Genomic DNA, 15,508 nt, shown 5'->3' with positions numbered 1-15,508 from the left:
GGACGCCGTTAGTTCAACGCCAGCATCGCCCGGCGAACCCGCCACGCGTCCACCGATTTCCCGTCGCGACCGAGCCAGTCCAAGGCGGCGTCGAGGTCGATGTCCACCGGCAGATCCACGAGCAGCCCCACGACCGCGGCGGTCGCCTCTCCGTGGGCCGGCATGCGCCGCACTGCCGGGTCGGGGAAAGGGCCGTCCTCGCGTTGCACACGACGGAGGTGTTCCACACCTCGCTCGGCCGAGATTCCGCCGCCGGTGAGCATCAGGCCGCGCACGGCCGCCGCTGTCACTGCGACATCATCGCCCCAGCCGCCGTCGGCCCGTTGGCTTTCGACAAGCTCGCGCACCAACAGCCCTGTGATCGGTGCGAACTGTTGTCCTAGTTCGCAAAGTCGGACAAGCCCCAGTGCGGCTGCGGCGGTTGGCGTGGGGTTGCGTGTCAGTCGGTCGTACGCCGGCCCGGTTCGCCCGGCCGTGATACCGGCCAGGAGTTTTCCGTACCGCTGGGCTCGCCACCACCGTTCAATCTGCTTCGCCGTCATCATGGCCGCGATCTCCGTTCGAGTGCGGTTGATGTTCGGGCATGCGTCCGATACTGTCAAGGTGAATAAACGGAAAATGTTCGGGTCACATCTCGGTCGGGTACAGATCGGCCGCGACCGCCTTGCCGGGCTTACCCGGGCGGGCATACACGTCGAAGCTCTCGCCCTTGGCCGGTGCAGGGTTGGGGTGGAGCAGTCCATGAACCCGCCGTGCATCGTCGTCGGCGTAATGAAAACGCAGCAACTTGCTCGCGGGGGCCAGGGGCGAGGTCTTCTGCTCGACGACCCGCGCGGTGCGGCGTTCGCCATGGGTCGCGAGGCCGACGATCGCGCCCCGGCGGACCGACGCCAAGGCAAACGAAACGCCCGCCATGCCGAGCAGGATCGGCAGCGGCAGGAACTTTTCCAACAACGGCGGGGGTTCAAGCCGGTCGGTGGTTTCGTAGCGCGTGGCCCGCAGGCGGATGCGGATTTCGATCGCGTCTCCGACGCTCACGATTTCGCCGGGCCGGCTGATGAGATTGATCCGCTCGGTGTAGAGCGAGCCGTCGTCGCGTTCGAATTGCACCTCGGCGGGCAGAACCAGTTCACGCGGCATGTCGTATCGGCCGCGATCGCCCTGGATGGTGACGACGGTGGCGATTTTCTTCTCGCCGTTGAGGATCAGGTCGCGTTCGTCGAGGTAGTCGCCGACGCTGGTGGCCACGAAGATGCCGGCGATGATGACCAGGACCGCCGCAAGGACCAGCCAAAGGCGGACCGAGCTCTCGGCCCACGCCCGGCGTTTGGCCTTGCTCGTCAGCCGACGTGGCGGGGCGTCGGCGGCGCGGGTGTCGGCGTCGGTGTCGGACGGGGCATCGGTCGACATGTCGGTTTCATCGGCCACACGCCGAGCGTAGCCGAGTCCCGATCCGGTTTCAGCGTCGGTGTCAGCCGGCGGTTCTCGCTACGGCGAGGCCTCCCGGCTATGCTGGCGCTCGCGCGATGCCGGTTCTATTTGAAATTTATCGGGACGGGGAGCGGGTCGAGTCGTTTGACGTTGGCGGCGCCGTGGCCATGGGGCCCGAGAGCGTGCCCATGCCCGGCGAGGTGCGCTTCACCGGTGGGATGTTGCGCGTCGATGTCGATGACCAGGCGGCCGGCGTCGCGGTCCGCTGGGACGCCGGTGTGATGGGGACGTTGCACTTGGAAACCTGCCGACTCCAGCCGCGTCCCGAGCCGTACCTGCTCAACGTCGAGGTCGTCCGCCATCGACTCATGCGGATCCTGCAGAAGCAGGAAGACTGGGCCATGTTCGACCTGTCCCGCGCCGAGGGCAATCTGCAGGAGCGGCTCGACAAGCTCAAGGCCGACTTCGCGATCGCGCTGGGCCTGCTCGACGAACCGGGCGAGGCGGCCAAGGTCGCCGACCAGGCGCTGGCCGACGCGGTTGACATCTCCGAGGCGATCGCCTCGCTACACGCCGAACTGCTGCTGGGCCGGCGGGTGCAACTCGCGACGATGCCGAAGAACCTGCTTGGCGTCCGCGGCGATCATTCGGTGCGCAACGCCAAGTACCGCGAGACGCTCGCCGGCAAGTTCGACTTCGTTTCGCTCCCGTTGCCATGGAACCAGTTGCAGCCCGACGAAGACGAGTTCGCGACCGAGGATGCCGACGAGTTGGTCGAGCAGTTGCACAAGCGTCGTCTGCCGATCATCGGCGGGCCGTTGATCGACATCTCGGACAAGTGCCTGCCGAACTGGCTCGCGCTTTACGAGGACGACTTCGACACCGTGCGTGACCTGGCGTTCCGCTACGTCAGCAAGATCGTCGGCAGGTATCGCGGCAAGATCTCCGCCTGGAACGTCGTCGGCGGCCTGCACCTGCCCGGCACCTTCGACGGCGGGTTCGAGCAGTTGGTCGAACTCACGCGGCTTTTGGTCGGTCAGGTCAAGACACTCTTGCCGTCGGCGCGGACGCTCGTGACGGTGACCGAGCCTTTCGGGTTGTACCTAGCCAGCGGTGAAGGGACGCCGCCGTTGTTGTATGCGGAAATGGTGTCCCAGAGCGGCGTGGCGTGCGACGCCTTCGGTTTGAACATCGACCTCGGCAGCGCGAAGGGCGAAGTGCGCGATCTGTTTCAGCTCAGTCAGATGCTCGACCGTTACGGTGCGTTGGGCAAGCCGTTGTACCTCACGGCCGTCGGCTGTCCTGGGAAGCAAGTGAGCAACGGCTCTTGGCGGCACGGCTTCGATCGCGACGTGCAGGCCGAGTGGCTCGAGTCGTTCTACCACATCGCGCTCAGCAAGCCGTTCGTTGACAGCGTCACCTGGAGTGACCTCGGCGATGACGGGGCGCAGGTCGCCGGCGGCGGTTTGCTGGACGACATGCTTACGCCCAAGCCGGCGTTCAAACGGCTGCAGAATCTTCGGCAGAATCTACGCTCACATCGCGAAGCCGAGCAACCGAGCACGGTGATCCTGCGTGGGGGGTGAGCGGTTGCTCTCGTCGCGCCATCAGAAGTACCTCGCCGTCGTTGGGCTGATTCTCTGCGCGGTTTTCGCCGTGCTGTTGGTGCGCGATGGGGTGCATGTACCAGGTGAGCTGCCGCCGGCGGGTGTGCGGGCTGGCGAGCTTGGGCCGCCGATCGATCCGAACACGGCGACGGCCGGTGAGCTAGCGGCATTGCCCGGCATCGGCCCGAGCAAAGCGGCGGCACTCGTCGAGTATCGCGGCGACCGAAAACCGTTTCGCACCTCGGCCGACCTGCTCGCCGTTCCGGGGTGGGGCCCGGCGTTGGTGGAACAAACCGAGCCGTACATGGAGTTTGGCATACAATAACGGATGCCGAACTTCCAGGTCGTCAGCGAGTTCCAGCCGGCCGGCGATCAGCCCGCCGCGATCGAGAAAATCACCAACGCCTTGCGTGGCGGCGAGAAGTTCCAGACGCTCATGGGCGCCACGGGGACTGGCAAGACGTTCACGATGGCTCACGTCATCCAGAACCTCGGCAAGCCGACGCTGCTCATCTCCCACAACAAGACCCTCGCCGCCCAGCTTTACGAGGAGATGAAGCAGCTCTTTCCCAACAACGCGGTGGGGTACTTCGTCAGCTACTACGACTACTACCAGCCCGAGGCGTACATCCCCCAGCGGGACATCTACATCGAGAAGGATTCGAGCCGAAACGACGACTTGGACCGCCTGCGTCTTTCGGCCACGTCCAACCTGTCCACGCGGCAGGACGTCGTCATCGTCGCGTCGGTCTCCTGCATCTTCGGCATCGGCTCGCCCGACACCTACCGCAAGGCCGTCCTCTCCATCCGTACCGATGTCGAATCGGACCGTGACGAGATGCTCCGCAAGCTGCTCGACTTGCAATACGCCCGCAGCGATATCGACTTCAAGCGCGGCACCTTCCGCGTCCGCGGCGATGTCGTCGAGCTATGGCCCAGCTATGAGGAGTTCGCGTACCGCATCGAGTTCTTCGGCGACGAGGTCACCGAGATCAACGCGGTGAACCCGCTCACCGGCGAACTGATCAAGGAAGAGGAGCAGATTTTCATCTACCCGGCCGTCCACTACGTCATGCCCGAGGACCAGATGACCCGGGCCGTCGCCGACATCAAGGAAGAGCTCGACGCTCGCGTCATGACCCTCCGCTCCGAGGGCAAGCTGCTCGAAGCGCAGCGGTTGCTTGCGCGGACGAAGTACGACCTGGAGATGATGGTCGAGGTCGGCTACTGCAGCGGTGTCGAGAACTACTCGCTGCACCTCGACGGCCGAAAGCCCGGCGATCGGCCGGCGTGCCTGATCGACTACTTCCCCGACGACTGGCTGCTCATGATCGACGAGTCGCACGTCACGCTGCCGCAGATCCACGCCATGTACAACGGCGATCGGATGCGCAAGGAAACGCTCGTCGAACACGGCTTCCGCTTGCCCAGCGCGCTCGACAACCGGCCGCTCAAGTTCCCCGAGTTCGAGTCACTGCTCAACCAGGCCCTGTTCGTCTCCGCCACCCCCGGCAAGGCCGAGCTCGAATACACCGGCGGCGAGGTCGTTGAGCAGGTCATCCGCCCGACCGGCCTGCTCGACCCGGTCATCGAAATCCACCCCGCCACCGGCCAGGTCCCGCACCTGCTCGAGCAGGTCAAACAACGCATCGCCGACGGTGGTCGGGTGCTCGTGACCTGTCTGACCAAACGCCTTGCCGAAGACCTCTCGGCATACCTGCAGGAAAACGAACTCAACACCCGTTACCTCCACAGCGAGATCGACACCATCGAACGCGTCGAGATTCTCAACGACCTGCGAAAGGGCGACTTCGACGTGCTCGTCGGGATCAACTTGCTACGCGAAGGGTTGGACCTGCCCGAGGTGACGCTGGTCGCGATTCTCGACGCGGACAAGACCGGCTTCCTCCGCAGCGAGACGTCCCTGATCCAAACCATCGGCCGAGCCGCCCGCAACGCCGGGTCGAAGGTCATCCTCTACGCCGACGAAACCACGCCGGCGATGAAGGACGCCATCGAGGAAACCGAACGCCGCCGGGAAAAGCAGATCGCCTACAACGAAGCCCACGGCATCACGCCCAAGACGATCAAAAAGGAAATCCGCCGCGGCATCGAAAGCGAGATCAAAGCCCGCCGCACCGTCCGCGACGCCGTCAAACAGGACAGCGAGAACTACGACAAGACCGAGCTGATCGCGTTGCTGGAAAAAGAGATGCTCGAAGCCGCCCAGAACCTGGAGTTCGAACGCGCCGCCCAGTTGCGCGACAAGGTCAACGAACTCAAAGGCATGCCCGACATCGAAACCAAAGACGGCCTCGAAGCCAGCAAACCCAGCGACCACGCCCCCGGCATCTGGGAACCGAAGTCCAAAAAGAAACGTGGCGGAAGAGGCAGGGCGAAGTAGGTCATCAACTACCGATGTCTCGCATCAGCGAAATCACTACCGCACCGAACGCCGCGATGCACAAAAGCGTGATCAGCAAAACGACGCACCCGCCGCCACATCCGAGTGGGCCGGCGGGTGCGCCGCTGCTGCAGTCAGCCGTCGAGATCATCGCTTAGTCGATGTTCACGATCCAGGGGCTCAGCAGCACGACAGGGCGGTCCTGCATGAGCATGGTCATTTTCAACTGGCGGGTGATCAGCACTTTCGCGTTGTCGGGGAGCATCGACCAGATGACTTGCGTCTCGGCGGAGACAGGGGTCTGGACGAGGCCGCCGAAGAGACTGTTGGGGTTGAACTTCGGCTGGGGGACGACCTTGATCTCGTAGTCGGTCGTGGTGAAGCCGGCAGCACCGGCGGCGTGGGCGATGGCATCTTCGAGGCCGCCCAGTTCATCGACCATGCCGAGATCGATCGCGTCGCCAGCGAGGAAGATACGGCCCTTGGCGATCGCGTCGAAGTCTTCGATTTTATCGCCGCGCCCTGCCATCACGCGGCTTTCGAACTGGTCGTAAGTCTGCTGCATCCAAGAGCGGACCATCGCCTCCTCGCGCTCGTCCCACGGTTCGGTCGAGCTGAACAGGTCGGCGTGGGCACCGCGGTTGAAGCTGGCGGTGGTGAGGCCAAGCTGCTCGTAGATGCCGCCCCAGGTGAGCTTGCCGCCGACGACGCCGATGGAGCCGACGATGGCCGATGGGTCGGCGTAAACGTGGTCACCGGCTGCGAGCAGGTAGTAACCGCCCGAAGCCGCCATGCCGCCGACGGAGATGATGACCGGCTTTTCCGCGGCGACGCGGCGGACCGACTGCCACATGGCTTCGGACGCCAACGCGCTGCCGCCGGGGGAGTCGATGCGAATGACGACGGACTTGATCAGGTCGTCGCGTTCGATCTCGCGCATGGCCCGACGGATGGTTTCGGAGCCGACGGTTTGCCCGCCGCCGCCGATGAACGGGATCGGCAAGCCGCCGCCGTTGCTCGACTCGCCATCAACGATCGTCCCGGTGGCGTACACCAGCGCGACCTTCTCGGCGTCGGTTTCCGGCTCCTGCTTGTTCATCTGTGCAAGCACCGCGAAGATGTTGGAGAAGTCGACTTCTTCCTTCGCTTCCTGGGCGTAGTTGCCGATCAGATTGATGTCGTCGCGGCCCTCACGTTCCATCGTCTCGGCGATGATGTCACGGATACCGTCGGCGTCGACGAGGTGGTCGACGTAGCCCTTTTCCTTGGCGTTGGACGCGAGGAGCACGACGTTGTCGATCGTCTTGCGGACGTCCTCTTTGCTTAGCGAGCGGTTGCCGGCGATCTTGGTCACCATGCGGTCGTAGATCGCGTCGACGAGCTTGTTCATCTCCTCGGTCATCTCCGGCGAGGGCTCGGTGTTCATGTACGACTCGTCGGCACCCTTGTACTCACCTACCTGGACGTAGCTGGGCTTGATGCCGAACTTGTCGAACATGCCCCGGTAGAACATCAACTCGGCCGAGATGCCGGGCAGGAACACCTCGCCGCCTTCCATGAGGCACACGTCCGTCGCGGCACTGGCGACGAGGTACGTGCTCGGGTCGTAGCTGTCGGCGTAGACGAAAACGCGCTTGCCGGCTTCCTTGAGGCCGTTGATCTGGGCAACGATCTCCTCGGCTTGCGAAAAACCAAACCCGGCACCGGGTTTGAACGTCATCAAAACCGCGCCAACCTCGTCGTCATACCGGGCCGCACGCAGACGGTCGGTCAGATCGCGCATCGTCGTCGCACCGCCGCCGAAGAGCGACGGACCGGACGGCGCCTCGGCGATCGGCCCGGTGAAGTCGAAGTAGGCGACCTGCAGCTTGCTGGCGGTCTCTTCCTTCTGAGCCTTCATCTTGGCGACAAGTTCGGCCGGCGTCGGGAAGTCGCCCGCGTCGGCTTTGGTCCCTTCGGCGAAGGTCAACGTGGCAAAGGACAGAGCGGCAACGGCGGCAACGGCGAGGCTGGACTTCATCGATTCTCCTACAAGGTGGAATGGGCCCGAACGGCGGGCGGTGCGTTATCGGCAGATGATAAGAAATCTCGTTGCCGGGCGTATGCGCTTTTTCCGGTGAAGTTGCGAAAGACCGAGGGCCAGCGAAATTGACGCCGACCCGCCGCGTAAGCATCATCAACAACTCGTGGCAGTCTCACCCCTGAAATCGCTCCGTCGGCTCCCGTTGTCGCTCGCCGCAGCCGCCGTCCTGGCCGCCACCCCTGCATTCACCGCCGCCCAGGAAACAGACGCCGTCGTCCAGACGACCGCCGACAACCTGCGCGTCGAAGGCACCACCGCCTACACCTGGCCCGAGGGTTCCGGCGATGTGCTTTTGCTGGAGGGCCCGGTCACCATCACGGCGGGCGACGCCGTCCTCACGTCCGATGCGGCGACGATTTGGCTCGACACGGTGGACGGGGCGGTCACCGCACAGGTCGCTTTGCTTGGCAATGCCGCCGCGAAGACCCCGCAGGCCACACGCCGCGGCGGGCAATTGTTGGTCCGCTTGAACGTCCGGCAGGGCGTGCGGCTCGTCGCCGAAGATCGGCTGATGATCAACGCCGACCAGAGCGTCATCTACACCGCCGCGGCGAACCTGCGTCAAGCGGTGACCGGTGAGACGCCGCCGGTCGCGGAAGGTCCCCGTAGGCCGGCCAGGCCGCGCCCGGTCGCGCGAGAAAGCTTCTCGTTCAACGCCGAGTCGATCGAAACCCGCCCGACCGAGGACGGCGGCACCGCGCTGATCCTGAGCGATGGCGTGTTCATGCTCCGCACCGCGCCCAACGGGGACATCACCGAACTCCAGGGCGAGCGGGCCGTGCTCTACACGACGCTGGCCGACCTGACGGAGATGGCCGACCTTCAGGGCGAGGAAGCAGCCAACGCGATCGAGTCGGCCTACCTCGAAGGCGATGTTCGCGTGCGCTTCACCCCGGCGGCGGTCCAGCCACGCGTCAATCGCCGCGTTGATCGCACGTTGGCCGAGCAGTCGCTCGAAGCCGAGCGCGTTTTCTACGACTTCAAATCCGACAAGGCGGTGCTGACCGAGGCGGTCCTGCGAACGATCGAGCCGCGGCTGAATTTGCCGGTGACGGTGCGGGCCGAGACGTTGCGGCAACTGAGCAACGGCGAGTTCGAGGCCGAGCGGGCCGAGCTTTCGACCAGCCGCTTTGCCGTGCCGGATTACAGCATCAACGCGAGCAAGATTTACGTCCGCACCGAAAGCACCGGCAACCCGGAACTCGGCGACCGCACCCGCTTCCGTGCGGACAACCTCACGGTCCGGGCGTTCGGCAAGCCGTTCATCTACCTGCCGCGCGCGGGCGGGTCAGTCGATGAGCGGAACAGCCCACTCGAGCAAATCGCGCTCGAAGGCAGCGACAACTTCGGCTTCGGCATTCTCACACGTTGGGGCGTGTTCGAGACCTTCGGAGGTGATCCGCCGCCGGGTGTCGATGCCTCGTACAGGCTCGACTACTTCACCGAGCGCGGGCCGGCGGTCGGGTTCGATTTCTCCTACCAGGGCGGCTCCATCAACACCGCCGGTGATCCGACAAGCTTCGAGGGCGATATCACCGCCTACGGCGTGTTCGACGAGGGCGTCGACGATCTCGGTAGCAGCCGGGGCAAGATCGAACAGGACGGCTTCCGTGGCCTCGCGCTGCTCGAGCACCAGCACTACTTCGCCTCCGATTGGCAGGGGCAGTTGCGGATCGGCGTCTCCAGCGACGAGACGTTCATCGAGGAGTGGTACGAGCGGACCTGGCGCGACGGGCTGCCGACCAACGCTTCGTTCTACGCCAAGCGCCAGCGTGGCACCGAAGCCCTGACCGTGCTCGCCGAGACGCCGACGACCGACTTCGTTACAACGAGCGGCCAGATTCAGGAGAACTTCGACGTGATTCGCGCGCCGGAAGTCGGCTATTTCCGCACGGCGGATGCGATCGGTGACCGCGCGACGTTCTTCAGCGAGAACCGGATCGGGGGCGTGCAGTTCGAGCCGAGCGAGGCTGACCTCGTGACCGATCTGGGCTTTAGCCGAAGCGATCCGGATGCCGATATCGATCCGCGCTTCCCGGGCGTGCCGGGGCAAGGTTTCACCGGCGTCGACGACAACTACGCCGGCCGCCTCGACTTCCGCCAGCAGTTCGATCTGCCCCTCGCGGCGGGGCCGGTGAAGTTCGTGCCGTACATCGTCGGCCGACTGACCGCGTACTCCGACAGCCCGAACGACGACAACCTCTTCCGCTTCCTGGGTGCGGCGGGCGTGCGGTTGTCGATGTCGCTGGTCAAAACCGACAACACCGCCCGCAGCGAGTTTCTCGATATCAATCGCATCCGCCACATCGTCGAGCCGCACCTGCATGTCTTCGGCTCATTGGCGAGCGAGGACCGCGAAGACGCACCGATCTACGACACCGAGACCGACGACTATCAGGCGCTCAACGCCCTGAGCGTCGGCGTGCGTCAGCGTTGGCAGACCAAACGCGGCGCTCCGGGACGCGAGCGGAACGTCGACTTCCTCGTGCTCAATACGAGCGTCGATTTCTTCGACGAGGAAGAAGACTACCGCGAGGTCGACAGCGTTCTCACCAACCTCACGACCGACGGTTTCCGCGGAGCGTTCTTCGAGACCCGTCCGGAGAATTCGATCCCACGCGACACGTTCAACGCCGACCTGCTCTGGCGGGTGAGCGACACGACCGTGATCCTCGCAGACGCGTCGCACAACATCGAGGAAGGGGCACTTGCGACCGGCGCGATCGGTTTTGCCGCGCAGCGCGGGCAACGCCTTTCCTACTTCGTCGGCGTGCGTTACATCGGCGAGATCAACACCGCGATCTCCACGATCTACGGCACCTACGCGCTCGGCGACAAGTACACCCTCGACGGCGGCATCACCATCGACTTTTCCGAGGGCGAGTCCCGGACGATCGACATCGGGATCAATCGCAACCTCGACCGCTTGGTCATCGGCTTTCGCGCTTTCTTCGACGAGGTCGACGACGAGGGCGGGTTCCGGTTTACGTTGTTCCCGAAAGGCATCGGCTACGGCATCGACACGCTCGATTTGCAGAACGCCACCGGTCGCCGGTAAACCATCGGTATGAGCCGACCGAATCTGCTGTACATCATGTGCGACGAACTCCGCTGGTCGGAAGTTGGTGCTTACGGACATCCGGTGGTGAAAACGCCGAACTTCGATCGGTTCGCCGCCCAGGGTACGCGGTTCGAGAGGGCGGTCAGCAACTGCGCCGTTTGCGTTCCGGCGCGGAGCATCGTTCTTAGCGGTCAGTACGCCCGCCGTTGCCACGGCCAAACCAGCAACGGGGGTTGTAGCTTCACCGACCATCGCGGTAACGAGGGTTGGTGCTTCTACCCGTATGCTCCACGAAACAAGGAAGCCTTCCCCGACCCGGCGTACCCGGAACTACTCAAAGCGACCGGCTATCACACCGCCGCGATCGGTAAGTGGCACGTCGACGCCTGGCCACACCACCTCGGCTTCGACGACTGGCTCATTCCCCGCGCTCACCACGCCCACGACGCGCAGCTCTTCACGCACAACGGCGGTCCCGAGTTCGCAGCGCCGGGGTTCAGCGTCGACTTCGAGGCGGAGAGGGTCGGCGAGTTCTTCCAGCGTCGCGCCGGAGAGTCGCAGCCGTGGATGATGTACTACAACATCAGCCCGCCGCACATGCCGCTCGCGGAGATGCCCGAGAAGTACCTGACGATGTACGAAGCGGCCGACACGGTGATGCGGGGCAACGTGCCGACGCCGTTCGACAACGCTGCGGCCCATGACAAATTTACGACTTACCTTTGGGACTACCGCGACTACTTCGCTCACCTTCCGCATGCCAAGACGCTCGAAGACGGCTTCACGATCGAGCACCTGCTTGCGTTGTACTACGGGGCGACGACGTGGGTGGATGACGTGCTCGGCCGTGTGCTGGCGAGTCTCGACGAAAGCGGGATGGCCGACGACACGGTCGTGGTGTTTACCGCCGACCACGGTGACAACTTCGGGAGCCACGGGCTTTGGGGCAAGGCCCAACTGATCGAAGAAAGCTACCGCATCCCGATGGCGATCCGCGGACCGGGCGTGCAAGCGCGGCACTGCACCGACACGATCGGATCGCTGGTCGACATTGGGCCGACTTTTCTCGAAGCCGCCGGCGTCGAGGCACCAAGTCACATGCACGGCACGTCGCTGCTGTCCACCCTCCGCGATGCGGCGGTCGGCCCACAACACGCCATGATCGAGTCGACGCCCGATGGCGTCGGCGTGCGGACGATGTCTCACTTGTACGGCATCGGCTGGGACAGCGAACCGAAGCTCGGCGACACCGTCAGCCGTTTCCACGATCTCGACGCCGATCCGCTGCAGATGAATCAACTGGCCGACGAGGGTGATGTCGCGCTCGAGTTGCGTGACATCGTTGAGAGGTTCGATCGCGATACGCCGTGGATGAACGCCTGACTCAACGCTTTGCGTCGGACGGCGGTAGTTTGGTGAGCTTTTCCAGTGTCTGCACGAACGTCTCGATGCACCGCTCCGCGCCCTTGGCACCCATGGCGGCAACGCGGTAGGTCACTCCGAGCGACAGTTCGCCGCCAAGGGTTGTCGGCGTGAACACGATCGGCGTGGCCGGGCCGAGCGGGCTTACGCGGACGTACTTTTCCAGGACGTCGGGGTGCTCCTCGCCGAGCGCCGTGCCGTCGAGCCGGACGTTGCTGACCCCGGCGAGTAGCGGCATGCGTTTGCGGTAAAACCGACGAAGCCCCTCGGCGTCGAGGTACCTTGATGCGAGCAGGCCGAGCCGGAGCGTGACCGACCCGCTGATCGGGTCATGGTTCTCCATCGCCAGTCGAGATTGATAAGCGGCAGCGGCCAGCGCGTCTGCGGGGTGGCCGAGGTGGTGGGGTCGGAGCACCACACGAATGAACCCGAGCATGAGCCCGAACGCTTCGCGCTGGGACTTGGGCAGGAAGCGGCGGGTGTCGACAATCGAGCCGACGCCCACATCGACGCGCTTGACGCTCCGCTCGGTCGGAATGTGGCGAGCGGCAGCGACCCCGGCGGCAGCGAGGAAGATGTCGTTGACTTTCGCTCCATGTCGTCGTGCCGCCGCGCGGAGTTTGCCGCACAGCCCCTTGTCCAGATCGAAGTGCAGATAGCACGAGTCGCTGCCGAGTACTTCCCTCGGCAATCGACGGCAGCGTAGCGTCCGCGTCACCAGCGCCAGGTTTCGCATGAACCCGAGCTTTGTCGGCGGAGGGACCAGCTCGAACCGCGGGATCGGGGTGAGCGATCGGCCTGTCGCGGCCTGGATCCAGCGCCGCATGACGAGCCGGATCGCGACGCTGTCGGCCATCCAATGGTCGTAAGTCAGCCCGGCCCAGGCGTGCGTCCTGTCGCCCCCGGGCTGCACGAACGGACGGATCGGCAACACATCGTCGTCTTCAAATCCACGGTTGATGCAGCCGGTGAGATACCGATCGAGGCTCGTGTCGGGGCTTAGCACCTCGATGCGTCGGCACTTGCCGAGCGGAGCGATGGCTTGCTCGAAATGGTCGGCGAGCTCGACGGCGTTACCGTGCCTGAGCCGCATGGCCTGGGCCGCGTTGTAGGGGTGTACCCGGCTCCAGGATTTGAAGACGCGGGCGAAGAGGTTTGGGCGATGGTCGAACAAGCGGCCGGAGTTTACGAGCCCTGCTTGTACGGACGGACCGAGCGCGGCACAAACCGCCCGACGTTGGCGTAGTACGTTCCGTAAGCGTCGCCGTGGGTTCGGACGAGGTAACGCTCTTCACGGATCGCTTCCCATGAGAGGAATACCAGCAGCAGGGTCGCGACCACGGCCATGGCGACGGTCGGCACCCCGAGGAAGCTGACGATCGCGAGAAGCATTTGCAGTGCGTAGATGGGATGTCGGACGTAGCCGAACGCCCCTTGCACGACGAGTTCGGTCTTTTCGTCAGGATCGATGCCCATCCGCCAACTCTTGCCCATCTCCCGCCAGCAGATCATGGTGAGCCAAAGCGCCACACCCGCCACAACCACCGCGAGGTACCGCAGAATCGGCAGGTCGTAAAACAGCTGCAGGCCCGGCAGGGAGCGCGTCCACATGGCCATGCCCGGTGCGACGATCCAGATGATGACGGTGGGATACCAGATGACACGCAGGATGCGGCCGATCGTCTCGCGCGGGACGAAGTTGCCGGCCCGACCGGTTTGCTTCTTCTGTTTGCGAACCATGCGGACCACGCGGTACCAGTAGAACCCGACGATCAGGAACGTGACGGCGGCCGGGATGTCGAGCGGTCCGAGGGAGGTCATGGCGATTATCCGCTGCCGACCGAGGATTCACCCTCGTTGGTGTTGTCGCGGACGATCCGCACGAACAGTTCTTCGAGTGTCGTGGTCGGGTGCGTCAGCGAGGCGTTGGCCCCGAGGCGGTCGGCGAACTGGCGGAGCTCGGCTTGCTGGTCGGCGGTGAGGCCGTGTGTTTCGAGGAGCGTGGTGTCTTTCACCTGGAGCAGGTCACGGACTTGACCGAGCGTCTGCATCTCGCCGCGGAAGAGAATCGTGATCCGGTCACACACGTCCTGCACGTCGGCGAGCAGGTGGCTGCAGAGGATCACGGTCTTGCCCTGATCGCGGAGGGATGCGATGAGGTCTTTCATCTCCCGCGTGCCGACCGGGTCGAGGCCGGTGGTCGGCTCGTCGAGCACGACCAACTCCGGGTCGTTGATCAACGCTTGGGCCAGACCGATGCGGCGGGCCATTCCTTTGGAGTACTCGCGGAGCTTGCGCTTACGGGCCTTGGCATCGAGGCCGACCGCGTCGAGCAACTGCGGGATGCGCTTGTTGAGCGTCTTGCGATCGAGCTTGAACAATCGGCCGTAGAACCGCAGCGTCTCTTCGCCATTGAGGAAGCGGTAGAGGTACGACTCTTCCGGCAGGAAGCCGACGCGTTCGTTGATCGCCGGGTCACCGATCGGCTTGCCGAAGATCGTCGCGGTGCCGGCGGTCGGGAAGATCAGCCCGAGCAGGAGCTTGATCGTGGTCGACTTGCCCGAGCCGTTGGGTCCGAGCAGGCCGAAGACTTCGCCGGGCTTGATATCGAGGGTGAGGTCGGACAGGGCGCGGACTTTGTCACGCCCCCAGAAGTCCTTGTAGACCTTCGACAGCCCCCGAATATCCACGACGGCCTCGCCGGCTGGGGGCGAGGTCGGGGCAGGATCGGCGGGGTCTTCGGCGACGGTCATGCGGCACCTTTCGCGGCGTCCGGGAATCAGCGACGCTTGCGAACCTTGCGGCGGTTGATCTCGCTGGGCTTCTCGTAATACGCACGCTTCTTAAGGTCCTTGGTCAGACCTTCCTTTTCGCAAAGCTTCTTGAAGCGTTTGAGAAGTTGTTCGGCGGACTCGCTGCCGCGGCTCTTGATCTTCAACATGGGCGTTTTCAGGCTCGGGTGCAAAACAGAGAAAGCCGCGGGCAGCGCGGCCCGCGGCGGGCCGACATGATAGCCACGCCCCTTGAACAGGCCAACCGGGTCGGCTAACAACCATGCGTGGCCGACACCGATCCCAAGCCCCTCGCCGAAAACGTCCTGACCCTCCGCGTTCGTTACCCCGAGGTCGATGCGATGGGCTATCTGCATCACAGCCGATACCTGCAGTACTTCGAGATGGGCCGAGTGGAGTTGCTGCGGGATTTGGGCCAGAGCTACGCCGATCTGGAGCGGGCGGGGGTGTTTTTCGTCGTGACCAAAGCCGAGCTCCGCTATCGGCAGCCGGCCCGGTACGACGACGAGGTCACCGTCATCACCCGGCTCGTCAAGCAAACCCACGTCCGCTACGACCATGAATACGAGATCAAGCGCGGCGGGCTGTTGCTGGCCACCGGCGCGACCACGATTGCCTGCGTCGGTCGGGACGGGGCGGTTCGGCAAATCCCTGACGACTTGTCACGAGGTGACTTGTCGCGCGGCGGCGAATGACCATCCTTGTGGA

13 protein-coding genes are annotated in these 15,508 nt (G+C 64.4%); 6 read left to right on the top strand and 7 right to left on the bottom strand.

The annotated features are described in order from the left end of the window. Nucleotides 1-8: 8 nt before the first annotated feature. Nucleotides 9-545: a hypothetical protein gene (locus tag AAGD32_04530; protein MEM8873507.1), complete on the bottom strand. Its 537-nt coding sequence runs from the start codon at nucleotides 543-545 to the stop codon at nucleotides 9-11. Nucleotides 546-627: 82 nt separating this feature from the next. Continuing rightward, a complete protein-coding gene (locus AAGD32_04525) occupies nucleotides 628-1,428 on the bottom strand; it encodes a hypothetical protein (GenBank protein MEM8873506.1) in 801 nt (266 codons plus the stop codon). A gap of 170 nt (nucleotides 1,429-1,598) precedes the next feature. On the opposite strand from AAGD32_04525, the gene AAGD32_04520 reads away from it, so the two are divergent. The 3 genes from AAGD32_04520 to uvrB are packed head-to-tail and all read left to right on the top strand — an operon-like array spanning nucleotide 1,599 to nucleotide 5,442. After that, nucleotides 1,599-3,017, top strand: coding sequence for an endo-1,4-beta-xylanase (locus AAGD32_04520; protein ID MEM8873505.1), 1,419 nt, complete (start codon nucleotides 1,599-1,601; stop codon nucleotides 3,015-3,017). 4 nt (nucleotides 3,018-3,021) lie between these two features. Next, nucleotides 3,022-3,363 (top strand): helix-hairpin-helix domain-containing protein, encoded by a 342-nt coding sequence (locus tag AAGD32_04515; protein ID MEM8873504.1) that lies wholly within the window; start codon nucleotides 3,022-3,024, stop codon nucleotides 3,361-3,363. Between the two features lie 3 nt (nucleotides 3,364-3,366). Further along, nucleotides 3,367-5,442 carry an excinuclease ABC subunit UvrB gene (uvrB, locus tag AAGD32_04510; protein ID MEM8873503.1) on the top strand — a complete coding sequence of 692 codons (2,076 nt, stop codon included), beginning with the start codon at nucleotides 3,367-3,369 and terminating at the stop codon, nucleotides 5,440-5,442. A gap of 154 nt (nucleotides 5,443-5,596) precedes the next feature. On the opposite strand, the gene sppA is transcribed toward uvrB, so the two are convergent. Beyond that, a complete protein-coding gene (gene sppA / locus AAGD32_04505) occupies nucleotides 5,597-7,462 on the bottom strand; it encodes a signal peptide peptidase SppA (protein MEM8873502.1) in 1,866 nt (621 codons plus the stop codon). A gap of 166 nt (nucleotides 7,463-7,628) precedes the next feature. Between sppA and AAGD32_04500 the strand changes: the two genes are divergently transcribed. Continuing rightward, complete coding sequence (locus tag AAGD32_04500; protein ID MEM8873501.1) at nucleotides 7,629-10,583, top strand: hypothetical protein; 2,955 nt, start codon at nucleotides 7,629-7,631, stop codon at nucleotides 10,581-10,583. 9 nt (nucleotides 10,584-10,592) lie between these two features. Then, nucleotides 10,593-11,969, top strand: a complete 1,377-nt coding sequence (locus tag AAGD32_04495) for a sulfatase-like hydrolase/transferase (protein MEM8873500.1) — start codon at nucleotides 10,593-10,595, stop codon at nucleotides 11,967-11,969. A gap of 1 nt (nucleotide 11,970) precedes the next feature. On the opposite strand, the gene AAGD32_04490 is transcribed toward AAGD32_04495, so the two are convergent. Genes AAGD32_04490 through rpsU form a run of 4 tightly spaced genes read right to left on the bottom strand, consistent with a single transcriptional unit; the run spans nucleotide 11,971 to nucleotide 14,949 of the window. Then, nucleotides 11,971-13,182, bottom strand: coding sequence for a hypothetical protein (locus AAGD32_04490; protein ID MEM8873499.1), 1,212 nt, complete (start codon nucleotides 13,180-13,182; stop codon nucleotides 11,971-11,973). 11 nt (nucleotides 13,183-13,193) lie between these two features. Continuing rightward, nucleotides 13,194-13,829, bottom strand: a complete 636-nt coding sequence (locus tag AAGD32_04485; GenBank protein ID MEM8873498.1) for an isoprenylcysteine carboxylmethyltransferase family protein — start codon at nucleotides 13,827-13,829, stop codon at nucleotides 13,194-13,196. A gap of 5 nt (nucleotides 13,830-13,834) precedes the next feature. After that, nucleotides 13,835-14,761 carry an ABC transporter ATP-binding protein gene (locus tag AAGD32_04480; protein MEM8873497.1) on the bottom strand — a complete coding sequence of 309 codons (927 nt, stop codon included), beginning with the start codon at nucleotides 14,759-14,761 and terminating at the stop codon, nucleotides 13,835-13,837. Nucleotides 14,762-14,787: 26 nt separating this feature from the next. Further along, on the bottom strand, nucleotides 14,788-14,949 hold the full coding sequence (gene rpsU, locus AAGD32_04475; protein ID MEM8873496.1) for a 30S ribosomal protein S21: 162 nt from the start codon (nucleotides 14,947-14,949) through the stop codon (nucleotides 14,788-14,790). Between the two features lie 117 nt (nucleotides 14,950-15,066). On the opposite strand from rpsU, the gene AAGD32_04470 reads away from it, so the two are divergent. After that, nucleotides 15,067-15,495 carry a thioesterase family protein gene (locus AAGD32_04470; GenBank protein ID MEM8873495.1) on the top strand — a complete coding sequence of 143 codons (429 nt, stop codon included), beginning with the start codon at nucleotides 15,067-15,069 and terminating at the stop codon, nucleotides 15,493-15,495. Nucleotides 15,496-15,508 lie beyond the last annotated feature (13 nt).

The organism is Planctomycetota bacterium (assembly GCA_039182125.1).
In the GTDB taxonomy this organism is placed as follows: Bacteria; Planctomycetota; Phycisphaerae; order Tepidisphaerales; family Tepidisphaeraceae; genus JBCDCH01.
This window is presented reverse-complemented; position numbering and strand designations above follow the sequence as displayed.

Bases quoted from the DNA above. Each gene is read 5' to 3' on its own strand.
- AAGD32_04495 (MEM8873500.1), top strand. From the start codon at position 10,593: ATGAGCCGACCGAATCTGCTGTACATCATGTGCGACGAACTCCGCTGG.
- AAGD32_04520 (MEM8873505.1), top strand. From the start codon at position 1,599: ATGGGGCCCGAGAGCGTGCCCATGCCCGGCGAGGTGCGCTTCACCGGT.
- sppA (MEM8873502.1), bottom strand. From the start codon at position 7,462: ATGAAGTCCAGCCTCGCCGTTGCCGCCGTTGCCGCTCTGTCCTTTGCC.
- uvrB (MEM8873503.1), top strand. From the start codon at position 3,367: ATGCCGAACTTCCAGGTCGTCAGCGAGTTCCAGCCGGCCGGCGATCAG.
- AAGD32_04485 (MEM8873498.1), bottom strand. From the start codon at position 13,829: ATGACCTCCCTCGGACCGCTCGACATCCCGGCCGCCGTCACGTTCCTG.
- AAGD32_04480 (MEM8873497.1), bottom strand. From the start codon at position 14,761: ATGACCGTCGCCGAAGACCCCGCCGATCCTGCCCCGACCTCGCCCCCA.
- rpsU (MEM8873496.1), bottom strand. From the start codon at position 14,949: ATGTTGAAGATCAAGAGCCGCGGCAGCGAGTCCGCCGAACAACTTCTC.
- AAGD32_04530 (MEM8873507.1), bottom strand. From the start codon at position 545: ATGATGACGGCGAAGCAGATTGAACGGTGGTGGCGAGCCCAGCGGTAC.